The 16,376-nt window shown below is 60.4% G+C and carries 21 protein-coding genes; 9 read left to right on the forward strand and 12 right to left on the reverse strand.

The annotated features are described in order from the left end of the window. Positions 1–22 precede the first annotated feature (22 nt). From FVW59_RS09045 to FVW59_RS09090, 9 genes are all read left to right on the forward strand, one after another. On the forward strand, positions 23–457 hold the full coding sequence (locus tag FVW59_RS09045; protein WP_148063920.1) for a hypothetical protein: 435 nt from the start codon (positions 23–25) through the stop codon (positions 455–457). A gap of 1,561 nt (positions 458–2,018) precedes the next feature. Next, a complete protein-coding gene (locus tag FVW59_RS09055; protein WP_148063922.1) occupies positions 2,019–2,390 on the forward strand; it encodes a transposase in 372 nt (123 codons plus the stop codon). An 11-nt stretch (positions 2,391–2,401) separates the two neighbouring features. Then, positions 2,402–3,241, forward strand: coding sequence for an IS3 family transposase (locus FVW59_RS09060; RefSeq protein ID WP_246139691.1), 840 nt, complete (start codon positions 2,402–2,404; stop codon positions 3,239–3,241). Between the two features lie 83 nt (positions 3,242–3,324). Continuing rightward, positions 3,325–4,014, forward strand: a complete 690-nt coding sequence (locus FVW59_RS09065) for a hypothetical protein (RefSeq protein WP_187275830.1) — start codon at positions 3,325–3,327, stop codon at positions 4,012–4,014. A gap of 112 nt (positions 4,015–4,126) precedes the next feature. Next, positions 4,127–4,807, forward strand: coding sequence for a DUF4386 family protein (locus FVW59_RS09070; RefSeq protein WP_148063925.1), 681 nt, complete (start codon positions 4,127–4,129; stop codon positions 4,805–4,807). Positions 4,808–4,913: 106 nt separating this feature from the next. Then, entirely contained in the window at positions 4,914–5,111 is a 198-nt protein-coding gene (locus FVW59_RS09075) for a CPXCG motif-containing cysteine-rich protein (protein ID WP_148064050.1), read from the forward strand. Between the two features lie 139 nt (positions 5,112–5,250). Beyond that, positions 5,251–5,715, forward strand: coding sequence for a protein tyrosine phosphatase family protein (locus FVW59_RS09080; protein ID WP_187275831.1), 465 nt, complete (start codon positions 5,251–5,253; stop codon positions 5,713–5,715). After that, positions 5,712–5,894 (forward strand): hypothetical protein, encoded by a 183-nt coding sequence (locus tag FVW59_RS09085; protein WP_148063927.1) that lies wholly within the window; start codon positions 5,712–5,714, stop codon positions 5,892–5,894. The genes FVW59_RS09080 and FVW59_RS09085 overlap by 4 nt, the downstream gene beginning before the upstream one ends. Next, entirely contained in the window at positions 5,891–6,637 is a 747-nt protein-coding gene (locus tag FVW59_RS09090; protein ID WP_148063928.1) for an SDR family oxidoreductase, read from the forward strand. Before FVW59_RS09085 ends, FVW59_RS09090 begins: the two co-directional genes overlap by 4 nt. Before the next feature lie 6 nt (positions 6,638–6,643). Here FVW59_RS09090 and FVW59_RS09095 read toward each other — a convergent pair whose 3' ends face one another. From FVW59_RS09095 to hslV, 12 genes are all read right to left on the reverse strand, one after another. After that, complete coding sequence (locus FVW59_RS09095; RefSeq protein WP_148063929.1) at positions 6,644–8,419, reverse strand: ABC transporter transmembrane domain-containing protein; 1,776 nt, start codon at positions 8,417–8,419, stop codon at positions 6,644–6,646. Between the two features lies 1 nt (position 8,420). Beyond that, entirely contained in the window at positions 8,421–9,188 is a 768-nt protein-coding gene (tatC, locus tag FVW59_RS09100) for a twin-arginine translocase subunit TatC (protein ID WP_148063930.1), read from the reverse strand. Further along, positions 9,185–9,514 carry a Sec-independent protein translocase protein TatB gene (gene tatB, locus FVW59_RS09105; protein WP_148063931.1) on the reverse strand — a complete coding sequence of 110 codons (330 nt, stop codon included), beginning with the start codon at positions 9,512–9,514 and terminating at the stop codon, positions 9,185–9,187. The genes tatC and tatB overlap by 4 nt, the downstream gene beginning before the upstream one ends. Before the next feature lie 3 nt (positions 9,515–9,517). After that, on the reverse strand, positions 9,518–9,739 hold the full coding sequence (tatA, locus tag FVW59_RS09110) for a Sec-independent protein translocase subunit TatA (protein ID WP_148063932.1): 222 nt from the start codon (positions 9,737–9,739) through the stop codon (positions 9,518–9,520). A gap of 21 nt (positions 9,740–9,760) precedes the next feature. Further along, positions 9,761–10,129 (reverse strand): phosphoribosyl-ATP diphosphatase, encoded by a 369-nt coding sequence (locus tag FVW59_RS09115; protein WP_148063933.1) that lies wholly within the window; start codon positions 10,127–10,129, stop codon positions 9,761–9,763. Further along, entirely contained in the window at positions 10,129–10,527 is a 399-nt protein-coding gene (hisI, locus tag FVW59_RS09120) for a phosphoribosyl-AMP cyclohydrolase (protein ID WP_148063934.1), read from the reverse strand. The genes FVW59_RS09115 and hisI overlap by 1 nt, the downstream gene beginning before the upstream one ends. 40 nt (positions 10,528–10,567) lie before the next feature. Further along, positions 10,568–12,229 (reverse strand): ubiquinone biosynthesis regulatory protein kinase UbiB, encoded by a 1,662-nt coding sequence (ubiB, locus tag FVW59_RS09125; RefSeq protein WP_148063935.1) that lies wholly within the window; start codon positions 12,227–12,229, stop codon positions 10,568–10,570. Next, entirely contained in the window at positions 12,226–12,858 is a 633-nt protein-coding gene (locus FVW59_RS09130) for a ubiquinone biosynthesis accessory factor UbiJ (protein WP_148063936.1), read from the reverse strand. The genes ubiB and FVW59_RS09130 overlap by 4 nt, the downstream gene beginning before the upstream one ends. After that, positions 12,858–13,607, reverse strand: coding sequence for a bifunctional demethylmenaquinone methyltransferase/2-methoxy-6-polyprenyl-1,4-benzoquinol methylase UbiE (gene ubiE / locus FVW59_RS09135; RefSeq protein ID WP_148063937.1), 750 nt, complete (start codon positions 13,605–13,607; stop codon positions 12,858–12,860). The genes FVW59_RS09130 and ubiE overlap by 1 nt, the downstream gene beginning before the upstream one ends. 106 nt (positions 13,608–13,713) lie before the next feature. Next, the gene (locus tag FVW59_RS09140; RefSeq protein ID WP_148063938.1) at positions 13,714–14,109 is read right to left on the reverse strand and encodes a gamma-butyrobetaine hydroxylase family protein; all 396 of its coding nucleotides are present in this window, start codon (positions 14,107–14,109) and stop codon (positions 13,714–13,716) included. Positions 14,110–14,116: 7 nt separating this feature from the next. Further along, positions 14,117–15,445, reverse strand: a complete 1,329-nt coding sequence (gene hslU / locus FVW59_RS09145) for an ATP-dependent protease ATPase subunit HslU (RefSeq protein ID WP_148063939.1) — start codon at positions 15,443–15,445, stop codon at positions 14,117–14,119. 2 nt (positions 15,446–15,447) lie between these two features. Continuing rightward, positions 15,448–15,987 (reverse strand): ATP-dependent protease subunit HslV, encoded by a 540-nt coding sequence (gene hslV, locus FVW59_RS09150; protein ID WP_148063940.1) that lies wholly within the window; start codon positions 15,985–15,987, stop codon positions 15,448–15,450. Between the last annotated feature and the right edge of the window lie 389 nt (positions 15,988–16,376).

Here is a 16,376-nt window from a genome sequence, read left to right on the forward strand (position 1 = left end):
GCGGTAAGCGTTAGGTTTCATCATGATGCAATTAAGCGTAATTCCAGGGGATTCCATCGGAGCATTCGTGATCGGATGGCCTCGACACGCTGTAAATGAACATTGCGGTGAGCCAGATGGTACGTTTAGGAAGAGTCCACTCTCGAAAACCATAGTAGATAGCTATGAACTTGAGCAGTGTCAGGTGTTTTATGATGAATCAGATTGTGCCGAGTATATTGAAGCGAGCAGAAAGGCCGGGATAGATCTTATTTATTTTGGTCATTCTTTGTTTGATCTCTCGGTAGAAGAGTTGCTGTCCCTGCTGAGCACGGAAGAGGTTGTGGAAGAAGATAATGGATGCTCATATATTTTTCCAAAAATTGGGATGGCACTATGGAGAAGCTCGACAGAACAAGCGCTCTTTGACACTGTAGGTGTTGGTGCATTGTCATATTTCCAGGAACACCAAACCTAACAAACAGCGGCAGAGCGACAGCCAACGCTACGCACCTTTTGTGTTACTCGCTGGCGCTCAAACATTAACACAAAAGGAGCTCCGCACTGGCTGCGCCTGCGCTGGGCGTTATGTGCCGCGATGAGTAAAACCCTTTCCCTTTGCATCATGGTTGCGGTCCTGCTTGGATGTTCGCGCTCAAATGAGCTTACATTTGATTATCGCGTAAATCCCCCCGAAGACGTTTTTCTAGCGGAGTACTTTGGCCTAGTCGCGGCCTCCAGCGGAATACTTTACGTGCAGAAGACAGGCGCTTACTACACAACCGATACGCAAAGTCGAGACACTTTAGTCTCGCTCCGTCAGCGCATTGAGTCCGCAGGATCAGAGACGATTGAGCTCGATGTGCCGAATGGTTGTATTCTTTCTTGGTTTACTTCGCATTTATTGGAAATGGATGCAGTTTTTCTTGTCCGTGCCTCGGAACAAGCTACAACGCCCGTGGTTATAGCGAGCCCGGAGTTTGAGGGCACTAAACTTCAATCCAAATACTTAGAGATTGCGGCGAGGTGCCAGGATGGCACATAACAAGACGGTGTTGTCGCCTTCGGCTGGGACGGCCCACTGCGTGGTCCGCCCCAAACCTAGGCGTTATAGGGCCTTAGCCCACTACCACCAGTTCATCCTCGGCTCCATTTATTGAGAAATATGATCATTGGGGAACAGTAGAATCAGAAAGAAAATTCTCACCCAAACCTGGATTGGTTTGATCCTTTCTGTATCCGTGGCTGTGGGCCTAATTGAGGTTATTACCTCCCATTCCGTCCAAACTGAAATGAAGATTCTTCTAGGGATGGGCGGGAGCCTATTCCTATATGCGATTACATTATTAGTATTCCAACGGCAAAGCTCCGCAGTCTGTCCCAATTGCCAAAAACCCGTATGTTACTCCACCGGAGGAGAGCATTTTATTTTGGCTACGAACGTTCCAAAAAAGTGTAAGTTTTGCGGGGAGCCCTTCTAAATGTTCCAACTCAACCAACGGCCCAATAACCAGTACGGGCAAGCCGGACGCGCAAACAGCGCGCGCCTTTGCCGTAAGCGTTACGTATTTTATGATCAGAGCTGAAGTAAGGAGAAAAGCGTATTTTGCGCTCGCCTTAGTCCCGTCGGTTTACTGGGGATTTTGGTGTGCGTTCGGCATTCTTTTCTTTGGTCCCGCCATTTTAGGAAACTGGGCCGGGATTCCGCTACTGGCGCTATGCATCATCGGCTTGTCTGGTCTTGTCTACTCGTTGAAAACTCTATGGGCCAAAGGCGGAATCAAGCCTAAAGTAATGCTAGTCAGGGCGTGCATCTACCTTTGCTTGGCTTTTGTGCTGGGCAGTGTCGTTTGGGTGCAGTTTGTACCTTCTCGGCTCGGTATGTACTTTGGCTGGTGGCTAATCCTTGTCGCATCCGTTGCGGCTGGAGACCTGCTGGCACAATACGTAACAATTCACTCAAGCCGACCGCCTTCGGCAGTGAACTAGCACCACTTTGATGGACGGTAACCAACCGTCAATTCAAAGAGGTCCTGCACATGGGGCAAACAAGAAAGCGTAACTATGATCGGTACACTTTGGCCTACAAGCTCCAAGCCGTTAGGTTGGCTAGCTACCCTGACGTTAAGACAAAGGACGTAGCAGAATCATTGGGGCTACATCCAGTCATGCTTTACCGCTGGTGCATGGAGCATCGGCGAGGCGAGCTGAGGGAAAACAAGAACATGAAGCCTTCCAAGCCATCACCTAAACGACGACCTGATCGGGCTGATCCTCGCGTTGAAAATGACGCAGAACTGCTCAAAGCAAAAAAGCGTATTCAGCAGCTCGAAAAAGCACTGAAAAATCGGGATGAAGAGCTTGAACTGCTAAAAAAGGCGCAACGGTTCTTCGAGAAAAGAAAAAAGTAATCTTCGAGTTTATCTCGGAGAACCGTGATCAGTTCAAGGTCAAGCGCATGTGCGACCTGTTCGGTGTTTCAAAGAGTGGGTTCTATGCCTGGCTGGGGCGACCGGTGAGCGGTCGCAAACAGTATGACCAGGAACTCAAGTCAGTCATTGAGGAACGCCATCAAGGCTTTCGACGCGCCTACGGTGCAGCGCGCCTGCATAAGGATTTATGCAGACTGGGCTATGCCTGCAGCCGTCGGCGCGTGCGGCGCCTGATGTGCGAGATGGGTATCAAGGCCTCGACCTGTGGCCTGTATCAGTGGCGGCCGGGGCTTCACGAGTTCTACTCGGCGACAGGTAACTTGCTGGGCCGGGAATCGTCTCCCGAGCAGCCTGGCGTGCAGTGGGCAGGCGACTTCACCTACATCAGAACCGGAAAAGGATGTCTCTATCACGCCGTGGTGCTGGATCTGTACAGCCGCAAGGTCGTTGGGTGGTCGTTTGCCAAACAACGCAGCGCCGAGTTCGCGATGAGCGCGCTGCGTATGGCGTTGTCGAGAGAACGGATCAGCGCAGGTTGCATCTTTCACTCCGACCAGGGCATCGAATATGCCGCGCATGATTATCGCGAATTGGTTGAGACCTCTGGCTTGCAGCGCAGCATGAGTCGGAAGGGGGATCCACTGGACAATGCGACCGTAGAATCCTACTTCCACACCCTGAAGGCTGAACTCGTCCACCTGGTCAGCTTCAAGGATCGTATTGAGGCGGTGGCCAAGATTGTCGAGTATATTGAGTTCTACAACCGGGAGCGTTTGCACTCCCAAATCGGCTACACAATGCCGGAAGAAAGGAGCAGGCTATGTGCCTGAAAGTGTCCACAAAAGTGGTGCCAGTTCAGGGCCCCTGCTTGAAGCGTTATTGAGCGACCAAAGGTCATCGAGTGGGTTGGATCATGGGAGGTGCCAACTTGAAAGGTTTGTCTCTGTTTACTTTGGGGAACGTAGCGCTGCTCATTTCGCTGTATGCGTACTGCGGCTATTCTGACAACGCAATGTTTCCCTTAGAGCTGGAATCTGGCCTCTCGGATCAGCAAGTTTCTAAGTGCAGAGAAGCATCTAGAAATCCGGGGGCCGCTACCGAATCAATCCCACTGTATTGGCCACCTGGCAAGCTGGATGAACCAGGTGACCATTTCTATAACGCTTGGTTTTCGGTGCAGCTCTGCGCTATGCGCGAGTTACCGCTAAAACGCATGATCGATGGCCAGGTAACCATCAGGCTTTTGATCGACTCCAGCTTCCACGAAGATATTGTGATTCGAATCGAGCGGGACGTGGCGGAAGTTCGAATGATTTCGCGAATCTGGGGTGCTCCGGAGCTAGGAACTGAATCGAGAACGCTTGATACTTCTGAAGTACGATTATCTCAAAGGCACTGGAGTGCGCTCGAGGTACTACTAGAGGAGCTTCCTTTCTGGGAACTGGATCCGCTTGATTCTGGTGGAGGGAAGGACGGTTCCACTTGGGTGCTAGAAGTCTCCTCAAAAGATCGGTATCACATCGTAGAGCGGTGGGAAGGTTATGGCTTGCCAGAAGTTACGAGCCTTATACTGGCGCTAGCTGATGTTGAGCCAACCCGATGATGTGTCAAGTAAAACGAGTCAAGGCTGCAGTGACGCTTCGCGCCAGGATCGGCTGCCGCCGCAGGTTGCCGGTTAACGCGACGTTGGGCGTCATGCCAAATATCGAGGAATTATGAAGCTTGAAATGCTAATCGGCGGGGTTGCTGCGATCATTCAGGCGCTCAGTTACGTCGTGGGTTTCACGTTGCTTGCGACCTTGATGAATCCTGGAAGCACTGAGGGGTGGACGCAAGTCCAGAAGCTGGAGTTCATACTTGAACGACAATTTATTTTCGCTTTTTGGAACATCGTTATTTACGTGGTTTTTGGAGCAGCTCTCGTGGTTCTTGCTGTTGTATTACACAGGCTTCTTCAGCCAACTTCATCGCTGGCAGTGTCAGTTGGAACAGCATTTGGTCTCATTTGGGCCGGCTTGGTAATCGCGAGCGGCATGGTGGCGAACGTTGGTCTAGCCTGGGTTTCGGAGGCTTATGCATCCGGGGCTGAGGCAGCGGCCCAGACTTGGACTGTGGTCGCTATCGTCCAGGATGGAATTGGTGGCGGGGTAGAAGTGGTCGGTGGAATCTGGGTTCTCTGCATCAGTGCCGCCGCTCTTAGGGTTCGTACGATCCTTCCCAAACCGATAAACCTACTGGGCCTTGTCGTTGGAGTCTGTGGTGTTGTTACGATCGTACCTGTGCTGAGTGACATGGGAGCGATGTTTGGTCTGTTGCAGATCGTCTGGTTCTTTGGCGTTGGTGTAGTGTTGCTACGTGCAAAAGACACCCAACAAGTCGTTGCCGCCAACGTTTGACCCGTCAAGCCTTTTGCTCCCGCAAAGGGAACGCCGCCTCAAACGCGGTTTTCCAGGCCATTGTTGATGCGTTCAGTACCAGGAACTGAGAGTGAGTCGAAGTAAGATGCAGCAACGAGTTCAAGAGCATGTAAGCTGCCCATACTGCGGAGAATCAATAGAGGTTCTCATAGATCCGGAGGAAGTGGGGCAGCAGTATATTGAAGACTGCCAGGTTTGTTGTAGGCCCATCACCTTCAGTATTTACGCGGACATGAGCGGCGTCTTTTCAATATCCGTCCACGCTGAAAATGAGTCCTTCTAGCAAGGTACAGCAAGAGAGCTGGCAGTTCGCTCACTTCCGCCGCTGGAACGTCTACGGGCGCCGGAAGTCACCGGCATTGCCTTACCATGATCAACCGCAGTGCCTTCATTCTTTGCCCAGGCAAGCAGGAGAGAACGTCATGAGTGTTGAGCAGGCATACAATTTTCGGCCCATCGACGAAGCAGTTGCTACCTCGGGTCTTCTGAGCGAGGAGCAACTCGCGGAGCTGGCCGCCAGTGGTTACGAAGCGGTGATAAATCTTCTGCCGAAAGAAAGCGAGTACGCGATCAAGAGCGAGGAAGAAATCGTTGTTGGGCAGGGTATCGACTATCGGTATATTCCGGTGGATTTTGCAAATCCGGCAGAGCAGGATTATTCGGCCTTTGTCCAGGCAATGAAGTCCTGCCAGGGCAGGAAGGTGTTGATCCATTGCGCCGCTAACTATCGGGTGTCGGCATTTTACGCGATGTACGCCTACGAACATCTCGGGTGGCCTGCTTCCAGGGCCAGAGAGCATATTGAGTCTATCTGGCGCCCGGATGAACACCCCCCGTGGGGCCGGTTTGTTGCCAGGGTGCTATCGGCCAGGGGAGCTGAATCATGAGAGGCGTCATTCTGTTATCTGTCCTCGCGAGCGTGACAGGTTGTAGCAACCAGCAGGTTTACAACGCTATCCAGGATAGCCAGAAGGTTGAGTGTCAGAAGTACCCGGATACACGCTATGAAGAGTGCATGCAGCAACTTGATACACCCTACGAAGAATACGAAGCCGAGCGCCAGTGAAAAAGGTATTGATTGTCACCGGAGGCAGCCGTGGCATCGGCGCTGCGACAGCGCGCCTGGCTGCCGAGTCTGGTTACGCGGTGTGCATCAGTTACCTGCGGGACAGCGCCGCCGCTTCCACCGTTGTCGACGGGATTCGCCGGGCCGGCGGCGAAGCGGTGGCCTTTGCGGCCGATGTAAGTGTCGAGGCCGAGGTGGTGGGGCTGTTTGAGCAGGTCGATGCAGCGCTGGGGCCGGTGACGGCGCTGGTCAACAATGCCGGCATCCTGGAGCGGCATATGCGGGTGGAGCAGATGGATGCGGGGCGTCTCACACGCGTGTTTGCTACCAATGTTATCGGCAGCTTTCTCTGTGCGCGCGAAGCGGTCCGCCGCATGTCTGCCAGCCACGGTGGCGCAGGCGGGGCCATTGTCAACCTCTCCTCGGTTGCCTCCCGGCTTGGTTCGCCCGACGAATATGTGGACTATGCCGCGTCAAAGGGCGCCATCGACTCCTTTACGCTGGGCCTGGCAAAAGAGGTCGCCACTGACGGCATTCGCGTCAACGCGGTGCGTCCGGGGGTTATCTACACGGATATTCATGCCAGCGGTGGTGAACCGGGGCGGGTGGATCGCGTGAAGGCGGCGGTACCCATGCAACGTGGCGGCACGGCCGAGGAAGTGGCGAGGGCCGTTCTCTGGTTGTTGTCCGACGATGCCGCCTACACGACCGGTGCCCTGCTGGATGTCGCAGGCGGACGATGACCGCCGCTATTCTGCCTCTGACTCCCTGAACTGCAGCGAAGCCAGGCGCGCGTACAGGGGGCTGTCCCGCAGCAAGCTTTCATGGGTGCCGAGGGCAAGCACCCGGCCGTTCTCCATCACGGCAATCCGGTCGGCATGCAATATGGTCGACAGGCGGTGGGCAATGATGATGGTAGTGCGGCCGCGCATGAGTTCCTGCAGGGCCTGCTGTACCTGGTATTCGCTCTCGGTGTCCAGGGCGCTGGTGGCCTCGTCCAGCAGCAGAATGTCCGGGTCGTTCAGAATGGCGCGGGCAATGGCAATGCGCTGGCGCTGGCCGCCGGACAGGCGCACGCCCTGTTCCCCCAGGTGGCTGGCGTAGCCCTCGGGCAGTTTCTCTATGAAGTCGTGGGCGTGGGCGGCGCGGGCGGCGGCGAAGATGTCGTCGTCGCTGGCGTCGGGGCGACCGTAGGCGATGTTGTAGCGCACATCGCCGGTGAACAGGGCGGGCTGCTGTGGTACCAGGGCGATGTGGGAGCGCAGGTCATGCAGGCTGAAGTCGCGGATGTCGCGCCCGTCCAGGGTGATGCGCCCGGCCTGGGGGTCGTAAAAGCGCTGCAGCAGTTCGAACACCGTGGACTTGCCCGCCCCCGAGGGGCCCACCAGCGCCAGGCTGTTGCCGGCCGGTATGTTCAGGCTGAAGTCCTCCAGCGCCGCCTGTTGCGGTCGCGCGGGATAGCAGAAACGCACGTTCTCCAGGGCCATGCGCGCCGCCCCCACCGAGGTGGCGGCATCGGCAACGGGTTGTTCGAGGATGTCGCTGCGCGTTCCCAGCAGTTCCAGCAGGCGTTCAGCGGCGCCGGCGGCGCGCTGCAGTTCTCCCCACACCTCCGAGATGGTGGCGAAGCCGGTGCCCACCATAATGGCGTAGAACACAAAGGCGCCCAGTTCGCCCGGGCTCATGCGGCCGCTGATCACGTCCTGCCCGCCGGTCCACAGCATGGCGGCGAGGCCGCCGAACATCATGGCGATGGCGGCGACGATGAGCAGGGCGCGCTGGCGGATGCGGCGGCGGGCGATGGCGAAGGCGCGCTCCACTTCGCCGGTAAAGGCGCGGGACTCAAAGGCCTCCTGGGTGTAGCTCTGCACCACCTTGATGTGCTGGATGATCTCGCCGGCGTAGCTGCCCACGCTGGCGATGGAGTCCTGGCTTTTGTTGGACAGGGTGCGCACCCGGCGGCCAAACAGCAGGATGGGCATGAGCACCGCCGGCACGCTCACGGCAATGATCAGGCTCAGTTTGAGGTTGGTGATAAACATCATCACCAGCGCCCCGGTGAGGGTCAGGCTGCTGCGCAGGGCCATGCTCAGGGAGGAGCCGATGATGGTCTGCAGCAGGCTGGTGTCGGTGGTCAGGCGCGACATGATCTCGCCGGAGCGGTTGGTTTCGAAGTAGCCGGGGTGCAGGCTGAGGAGGTTGTCGAACACGGCCTTGCGCAGGTCGGCGCTGACCCGCTCCCCCAGCCACGACACCAGGTAAAAACGTGCGAAGGTGCCCAGGGCCATGGCGGCGGCGATGGTCAGCAGCAGTGTGATGGCGTAGGACAGGTCGGCGCTGGTGCCGCCGCCGAAGCCGCGGTCGATTAGCACCTGGATGCCGCGGCCCAGGGCCAGGGTCGCGCCGGCGGTGAAGATCAGGGCGCAGGCCGCGGCGATGACGCGCCCGCGGTAGGGGCGCAGGAAGTGCCTCAGGGCCAGCAGGGGGGAGCCCTGGCTGCCGTCGGCCGCCGCCGGGTGTGTCACCTCAGTTGCCGCCCTGCTCGGCGGCCTCTTCCGCGTCTTTGCGGCGCTGGACAAAGCGGCCAAAGAAGACCCCGACTTCAAACAGGGCCCACATCGGAATGGCCAGCAGTGACTGGGAGATCACGTCGGGGGGCGTCAACAACATGCCGAAAATGAAACAGCCGACAATGATATAGGGGCGCTTTTTCACCAGTTGATCGGGGGTGGTGATGCCGGCCCAGATCATCAGCACAGCGGCAATGGGGATTTCGAAGGCCAGGCCGAAGGCGAAGAACAGCTTGAGCACAAAATTCAGGTAGCTGTTGATGTCGGTCATGATGGTGATGCCTTCCGGCGCCACACTGGCGAAGAAGCCGAACACCAGCGGGAACACCACGAAGTAGGCGAAGGCCGCCCCGGCATAGAACAGGAGGACGCTGGAGGCCAGCAGCGGGATGGCCAGGCGCTTTTCGTGGCGGTACATGCCCGGCGCGATAAAGCTCCAGATCTGGTAGAGCACGTAGGGAATGGCGACAAAGACGGCGGTGACCAGGGTCAATTTGAAAGGGGTAAGGAAGGGCGAGGCCACTTCGGTGGCGATCATGCCCGCGCCTTCCGGCAAAATCGCCCGCAACGGTTCCGATACGAAGGTGTAGATCTCGTTGGCAAAGGGAAAGAGGCCGATGAAGACCACCAGTACCGCCAGGATGGCCCGCAGCAGGCGGTCGCGCAATTCGGTGAGGTGGGCCACCAGCGGCAGAGGCTGGTCGTCGATGTCCTGGTCGCTCATTCCCGCGATGTCTCGGGTTTGTGGGGAGGTTGTTCAGGAGTGGGGGGGCTCAGTTCGCGCTCGGTGTCATCCACCGCCCGGTCCACCTGTTGTTTCAGCTTGCTGACTTCACCGCTGACCTGTTCGCGCGTCTGCTTCAGTTCCTGCATGACGGCGTCGTTGTGCAGTTCCTGCTCCACCTCCCGGCGGATGTCGTTGAAGCTGCGTTTTATGCGCCGCAAATAGACCGCGCCGGTGCGTACCGCCCCGGGCAGTTTTTCCGGTCCGATCACCACCAGTGCAACGATGGCGATCAGGATAAGCTCGAGAAAGCCGATATCGAACACAGACTACTTCTCTTTGCTCTCTTCCTGCTCGCTGGCAGCGTCGCCTTCGGGAGCGTCAGCCGGCTTTTTGTCGGCCTCGTCTTCATCCTTGATGCTGCTGCGGAAGCCTTTGACCGCGCTGCCCAGGTCGCTGCCCAGGTTGCGCAGGCGCTTGGTGCCAAACAGCATGATCACGATGGCCAGAATAATCAGCAGTTGCCAGATACTGATGCCGCCTATACCCATGCTCGTCTCCTTGAATCGTCGTTACTGATCGTTGTGTGGTCGGGCGGCTTTTTCCGCCAGCCCGGAAAGCCCGAAGCGCTGCTGCAGGCAGTCCAGCACGTCGGCGCTGGACAGGTCCAGGTGCGACAGCATCACCAGGCTGTGAAACCACAGGTCGGCGACTTCGCCCACCAGTGCATCCCGCCCCTTGCCGCCCTCGGCATCCTTGGCGGCCAGTATGACCTCGGTGGCCTCCTCGCCGACTTTTTCCAGAATCTTGTTCAGGCCCTTGTGGTGCAGGCTGGCCACGTAGGACTCCGCCGGGTCACCGCCTTTGCGCCCTGCCAGCGTCGCATCCAGTTGTTGCAGTACATCCAGCGCGGGGCCGCTATTGTCGGAAGCTTTGCTCATCAGGACTTTCCGTAGAGGGTCTGTGGGTCCTTCAGTACCGGGTCGGTGACCTGCCACTCGCCGTTTTCCAGGCGCTGGTAAAAGCAGCTGCGACGCCCGGTGTGGCAGGCGATATCGCCCACCTGTTCCACTTTCATCAGTACTGTGTCGGCGTCGCAGTCGATGCGCAGTTCTTTCAGGTGCTGCACATTGCCGGATTCCTCGCCCTTGCGCCACAGGGCGCCGCGGGAGCGCGACCAGTAGATGGCGCGCCCCTCGCGTACGGTGAGTTCCAGGGCCTCGCGGTTCATCCAGGCCAGCATCAGGACCTCGCCGGTTTGCCAGTCCTGGGCGATGGCGGGCACCAGACCCTGATCGTTCCATTGCAGCGTGGCGGCTTGTGCGGATATGTCATTCATTGGCTGTTTCCCGTGGCGGGGCATTATGGCACAGGGCGCCCTAGCTGTCCGTGTTCCGGGGCCAGGCAAGGGCGAGGGCGGCAAGGCCCAGCAGCCAGCTCAGTGGCGGTGCTGCGCCCAGCAGGGCGCGACCTTCCGGCCAGGCCAGCAGCGCGGCCGTTGCGCAGGCCAGTGCGGCCAGCAGGTGGCGCCGGCGGCGGCTTACGCGCCGCTGCTGCTCGGCCTGCAGGGCTTTCATCTGTTGCTGCTGGCGCGCCAGGTGACGCTCGGTGTCGCGGGATTGCTGCAGGTTGTCCAGCACCGCGTCCGGCAGCGCCGGCAACTGTTCCAGCCAGGAGGGGGCGTGACGCTGTAGGCGCTTGAGAATGGACTGGGGTGAATAGCGCTCGCTTACCCAGCGCTCCAGGTAGGGTTGGGCGGTGTCCCACAGATTGAGCTCCGGGTAGAGCACCCGGCCCAGCCCTTCGATGTTGAGCATGGTCTTTTGCAGCAGCACCAGGGAGGGCTGCACCTCCATGTCGAAGCGGCGCGCGGTGTGGAACAGGTAGATCAATAACTGGCCGAAGGAAATCTCGCTGATCGGGCGCTCGAACACCGGCTCGCACACGGCGCGCATGGCGGATTCGAAATCCTGTACCCGGGTGTGCGGCGGCACCCAGCCGCACTCCACGTGCAATTGCGCGCACTCGTGGTAGTCGCGGTGGAAGATGGCCAGCAGGTTGCGCGCCAGGTAGTACTGGTCGGAATCCGACAGGCTGCCGATGATGGCGCAATCCACGGCGATATAGGTGGGGTCGGCGGGGTCGCTGGCGTCGACGAAAATGTTGCCCGGATGCATGTCGGCGTGGAAGAAGCTGTCGCGGAACACCTGGGTGAAAAAGATTTCCACCCCGCGTTCGGCCAGCAGTTTGAGGTCCACGCCCCGCGCGCGCAGGGTGTCCATGTCGGTGACCGGGATGCCGCTGATGCGCTCCATGGTGCACACTTCGCGGCAGGTGTAATCCCAGTACACCTGGGGGATATACACCAGCGGGCTGTCTTCCCAGTTGCGCCGCAACTGCGAGGCGTTGGCGGCTTCGCGGCCGAGGTCCAGTTCGTCGAGGATGGTGATCTCGTAGTCGGAGATCACTTCCACCGGGCGCAGGCGGCGGCCATCCGGCAGGTAGCGGGCTACCAGGTGGGCCAGGGTGTAGAGCAGGGCCAGGTCCTGGCGGATTACCCGTTCGATATCTGGCCGCACTACTTTGACCACTACCTGCTCGCCACTTTTCAGGGTGGCGGCGTGCACCTGGGCCACTGAGGCCGAGGCCATCGGTGTGGCCTCGAAGCTGGCAAACAGCTCGCCGACCGGCTTGCCGAGCGCGCGCTCGATGATGGCGACCGACTGCGTCTCACTGAAGGGCGGCACATCGTCCTGCAGCTTGGCCAGTTCGTCGGCGATATCCGGCGGCATCAGGTCGCGGCGGGTGGAGAGCACCTGGCCAAACTTGATAAACACCGGCCCGAGTTCTTCCAGTGCCTGGCGCAGGCGCACGCCGCGGCTCTCGGTGGGCGCCGGACCCAGGCGCCAGGGCGACAGGCGGAAGGCCAGGCGCAGCCACGGCGGCAGGCTGTCGGCTTCGAAGAAGGTATCGAGGCGGTGGCGCCCGGCCACACGCAGGATTTTCGCCAGTCGACGGCCCCGGGAAAAGGTAAAGCTCATGACTTGAGGCGCTCGATGCGGCTGCGCAGGCGCGCCAGTTTGGCTTCCAGTCGCTCGCTGCGTTCGGCCAGTGCACCGACGTCGTGGTAGAAGTCTTCCAGTTCCAGCCGCGGCGGGCTCAGCCGGGCCTCCTCGTGGATGAACTCGTTCAGCTGCCGTTCCAGGCTTTTATGGGCCATGCGGCCAAAACTGAACAGGCCGCGAAAGGCCTCCGCCAGCTGGTGGCCGGCGACGTCGCCCAGGGTGTCGACCAGCGGCGCCTCCCAGTCGAGGTCGAGGCCGGCGAGGATTTTCTGCAGTTCAATCAGCGGCGCGCTGTCCCCCTCCAGGGTGAGGTTGCCGTTGATCAGGGTGGCGGTAGGGTCGCTCGCGGTGGCCAGCTCGGCAAAGTCAGAGGCCTCGCCGCGTACTGCGGTAGTGACTTTGCCGTCCCAGTGTCCGGCCAGTGCAACGCCGTCGACGCCGGGCAGCAGAAAGGCGCGAAAGGGGGGCGAAGTGCAGTCCAGGGAGAACACGCAGCCCTCCAGGCGCCCCAGTTGCTCACCGCTGCGCGAATCCAGCGCCAGGGCGCGATTGATCACGCCCTCCAGTGCCGCCAGCGCCGCGGTGTGCAGGGTGGGGTCGGGCATCAGGCTTTAACGCCCCGGTGCAGGGCGACGATGCCGCCGGTCATGTTGTGGTATTCGACACGGCTGAAGCCGGCGTCTTCCATCATCTGCTTGAGGGTGTCCTGGTCCGGGTGCACGCGGATGGACTCGGCCAGGTACTGGTAGCTCTCACTGTCGCCGGCCACCAGTTGGCCCATTTTCGGTAGCACGTTGAAAGAGTAGGCGTCGTAGGCCTTGCCCAGCAGCTCGCTGCGGGGCTTGGAAAATTCCAGCACCAGCAGGCGGCCGCCGGGCTTGAGTACCCGCAGCATGGCGCGCAGGGCGAGGTCCTTGTCGGTGACGTTGCGCAGGCCGAAGGCGATGGTCACGCAGTCGAAGCTGTCGTCGGGAAAGGGCAGGTACTGGGCGTCGGCCTGCACGTATTCGATATTGCCGAGGTTGCCGCCGTCGATCAGCTTGTCGCGGCCCACCTTGAGCATGGAATCGTTGATATCGGCCAGCACGACACGGCCGTCGGGGCCGACAATGCGGCTGAAGCGGGCGGCGAGGTCGCCGGTGCCGCCCGCGATGTCGAGCACGCTGTTGCCGCGGCGCACGCCGGACAACTCAATGGTAAAGCGCTTCCAGATGCGGTGGATGCCACCGGACATCAGGTCGTTCATCAGGTCGTAGCGGGCGGCCACCGAGTGGAACACACCGGCCACCAGCCCGGCCTTGGCGTCCTTTTCCACTTCCTTGTAGCCGAAGTGGGTGGTCTGCTTGTCGCTCATGGGCCCTCCGCCCGGGAATATTGCCGAGGCGGCATTGTAGCGTGTTCGCTGTGGCAGGTGTCAGTGCTTTGGGGGCGTTGTCCCTGCGCAGGCAGGGGCCCAGGCATCAGCCGGGATCGAAGGTCAGAACCTGTACATCCGGATCGCGGCTGCCGCCCTCCGCCTGCAGGCGATCGAGGTAGTCCTGCCAGCGCGCCTCCTGCTCGGTCGCCAGTTCAAAGAGGTAGTCCCAGCTGTACAGGCCGGTGTCGTGACCGTCGTCGAAAATCAGCTGTACGGCGTAGTGCCCCACCGGTTTGACGCCGGTGATGTTGACGTTCACCTTGCCGGTCTGCAGGGCCTCCTGGCCCTCGCCGTGGCCGCGCACCTCCGCCGACGGCGAGTAGACCCGCAGGTACTCACAGGGCAGGGCGTAGGACTGGCCGTCGGCGTAGACCAGCTCCAGGGTCCGCGAGCGGCGGTGCAGCTTGAGGTCGCTGGGACGGGGGGCGGAAGTACTCATTGCAGCATCACAGGATAAAGCGCGACAGGTCTTCGTCGGCCGACAGGGCCTGCAGCTGGCTGTCCACGTAGGCTGCGTCGATCACCAGTTCGTCGCTGCCAAGGCCGGTGTCGGCGGCGCCGTAGGAGGCATCTTCCAGCAGGCGCTCCATGATGGTGTGCAGGCGGCGGGCGCCGATGTTCTCGGTTTTCTCGTTGACCTGCCAGGCGATCTCGGCGATGCGGCGGATGCCGTCCTCGGTAAAGCGCAGCGTCAGGCCCTCGGTGGCCAGCAGCTCGGTGTACTGCTCGGTGAGGGAGGCCCGGGGTTCGGTGAGAATGCGCTCGAAGTCCTCCGGCCCCAGCGCCTCCAGCTCCACCCTGATCGGCAGGCGGCCCTGCAGCTCGGGGATGAGGTCCGAGGGCTTGGCCAGGTGGAAGGCGCCGCTGGCGATGAACAGAATGTGGTCGGTCTTGATCATGCCGTGCTTGGTGCTCACGGTGGAGCCCTCGATCAGCGGCAGCAGGTCGCGCTGCACCCCTTCGCGGGACACGTCGGCGCCAGCGCCCTCTGAGCGCTTGGCCACCTTGTCGATCTCGTCGATGAAGACAATGCCGTTCTGCTCGGCGGCCTCGATGGCCTTCTGCTTCAGGTCGTCCTCGTTGACCAGCTTGGCCGCCTCCTCGTCGGTCAGCGCCTCAAAGGCGGCTTTCACCGTCATGCGGCGGGTCTTGCTCTGCTGCTTCGACATGTTGGCAAACATGCTCTGCAGCTGGTTGGTCATTTCCTCCATGCCGGGTGGAGCCATGATTTCCACCCCGGCGCTGGCGCCGCTCAGCTGGACTTCCACTTCTTTCTCGTCCAGCTCACCCTCGCGCAGCTTCTTGCGCAGCAACTGGCGGGTGCTGTTGGCGTTGGTCTCGCCCTGGTCGGCGCCGCGCGCCGGCGGCAGCAGGATGTCCAGCACCCGGTCCTCGGCGGCCTCCTCGGCGCGAAAGCGCACGCGCTGCATCGCCTGCTCGCGGTACATCTTGATCGCCATATCCGCCAGGTCGCGGACGATGGACTCCACATCGCGACCGACATAGCCCACTTCGGTGAACTTGGTCGCTTCCACCTTGACGAAGGGGGCGTTGGCCAGCTTCGCCAGGCGGCGGGCGATCTCGGTCTTGCCCACGCCAGTGGGGCCGATCATCAGGATGTTCTTGGGGGTGATCTCGGCGCGCAGGTCGTCGTTCAGCTGCATGCGCCGCCAGCGATTGCGCAGGGCGATGGCCACGGCGCGCTTGGCGTCCTGCTGGCCAATGATGTGGCGGTCGAGCTCTGAGACGATCTCTCGGGGGGTCATATTGGACATAGTCAGAATTGCAGCTGTTCGATGGTCTGGTTGTGGTTGGTGTAGATGCAGATGTCGCCGGCGATGGACAGGCCTTTCTCCACGATCTCGCGAGCCGAAAGGTCGGTATTGTCGAGCAGGGCGCGGGCGGCGCTCTGGGCGAAGGGACCGCCGGAGCCGATGGCGATGAGGTTGTCTTCCGGCTCGATAACGTCGCCGTTGCCGGTGATGATCAGGGAGGTTTCCTTGTCGGCCACGGCCAGCAGGGCTTCAAGCTGGCGCAGGGCGCGCTCGGTGCGCCAGGCTTTGGCCAGCTCCACGGCGGCGCGCACCAGGTGGCCCTGGTGTTTGTCGAGCTGGGCTTCGAACAGTTCGAACAGGGTGAAGGCGTCGGCGGTGCCGCCGGCGAACCCGGCCAGCACTGCGCCTTTGTGCAGGCGGCGCACTTTGCGCGCGTTGCCTTTCATCACGGTGTTACCCATGGAGACCTGGCCGTCCCCGCCGATCACCACTGAATTGCCCCGGCGCACGGAAAGGATGGTTGTGCCTCTGTACTGTTCCACGTTGGTTCTCCTTGATGCGTTGGGGGGTTATGGGGGTGAACGCAGGCTTTTCAAGCGGTGATTTGACCTGCCTGCGGAGGCTGCTGATGGTGTGCTAAACCCTCGCGCACGGTACCCGGAGCCCTTCCGGGACACGCCGTGAATACGTCCGTGTAGGCTCTTCAGCGGCATCCATGCCGCTGCTGACGGTCCCGGAAGGGCTCCGGGTACCGCACGCGCTCCATCGATACTCCCGGTAGATTCTTTACTTCGAATCTGTAATTCCAGAATTTCGCTTGGAAACAGGGTGTGAGCTGGGGAGATGCCTCCCCGGACCGTTAGCGGCCGTGGATGGCCGCTAAAGAGCGCACATGGATGTGCTTGTAGCGTGTCCGGGGAGGCATCCCCCC

Origin of the sequence: Parahaliea aestuarii (assembly GCF_008064635.1) — a bacterium.
Taxonomy (GTDB): domain Bacteria; phylum Pseudomonadota; class Gammaproteobacteria; order Pseudomonadales; family Halieaceae; genus Parahaliea; species Parahaliea aestuarii.

What these genes read in the sequence shown, in the direction of transcription:
- FVW59_RS09045 (WP_148063920.1), top strand. Translation starts at nt 23, where the DNA reads ATGATGCAATTAAGCGTAATTCCAGGGGATTCCATCGGAGCATTCGTG.
- FVW59_RS09055 (WP_148063922.1), top strand. Translation starts at nt 2,019, where the DNA reads ATGGGGCAAACAAGAAAGCGTAACTATGATCGGTACACTTTGGCCTAC.
- FVW59_RS09065 (WP_187275830.1), top strand. Translation starts at nt 3,325, where the DNA reads ATGGGAGGTGCCAACTTGAAAGGTTTGTCTCTGTTTACTTTGGGGAAC.
- FVW59_RS09070 (WP_148063925.1), top strand. Translation starts at nt 4,127, where the DNA reads ATGAAGCTTGAAATGCTAATCGGCGGGGTTGCTGCGATCATTCAGGCG.
- FVW59_RS09075 (WP_148064050.1), top strand. Translation starts at nt 4,914, where the DNA reads ATGCAGCAACGAGTTCAAGAGCATGTAAGCTGCCCATACTGCGGAGAA.
- FVW59_RS09080 (WP_187275831.1), top strand. Translation starts at nt 5,251, where the DNA reads ATGAGTGTTGAGCAGGCATACAATTTTCGGCCCATCGACGAAGCAGTT.
- FVW59_RS09085 (WP_148063927.1), top strand. Translation starts at nt 5,712, where the DNA reads ATGAGAGGCGTCATTCTGTTATCTGTCCTCGCGAGCGTGACAGGTTGT.
- tatC (WP_148063930.1), bottom strand. Translation starts at nt 9,188, where the DNA reads ATGAGCGACCAGGACATCGACGACCAGCCTCTGCCGCTGGTGGCCCAC.
- tatA (WP_148063932.1), bottom strand. Translation starts at nt 9,739, where the DNA reads ATGGGTATAGGCGGCATCAGTATCTGGCAACTGCTGATTATTCTGGCC.
- FVW59_RS09115 (WP_148063933.1), bottom strand. Translation starts at nt 10,129, where the DNA reads ATGAGCAAAGCTTCCGACAATAGCGGCCCCGCGCTGGATGTACTGCAA.
- hisI (WP_148063934.1), bottom strand. Translation starts at nt 10,527, where the DNA reads ATGAATGACATATCCGCACAAGCCGCCACGCTGCAATGGAACGATCAG.
- ubiB (WP_148063935.1), bottom strand. Translation starts at nt 12,229, where the DNA reads ATGAGCTTTACCTTTTCCCGGGGCCGTCGACTGGCGAAAATCCTGCGT.
- FVW59_RS09130 (WP_148063936.1), bottom strand. Translation starts at nt 12,858, where the DNA reads ATGCCCGACCCCACCCTGCACACCGCGGCGCTGGCGGCACTGGAGGGC.
- ubiE (WP_148063937.1), bottom strand. Translation starts at nt 13,607, where the DNA reads ATGAGCGACAAGCAGACCACCCACTTCGGCTACAAGGAAGTGGAAAAG.
- FVW59_RS09140 (WP_148063938.1), bottom strand. Translation starts at nt 14,109, where the DNA reads ATGAGTACTTCCGCCCCCCGTCCCAGCGACCTCAAGCTGCACCGCCGC.
- hslU (WP_148063939.1), bottom strand. Translation starts at nt 15,445, where the DNA reads ATGTCCAATATGACCCCCCGAGAGATCGTCTCAGAGCTCGACCGCCAC.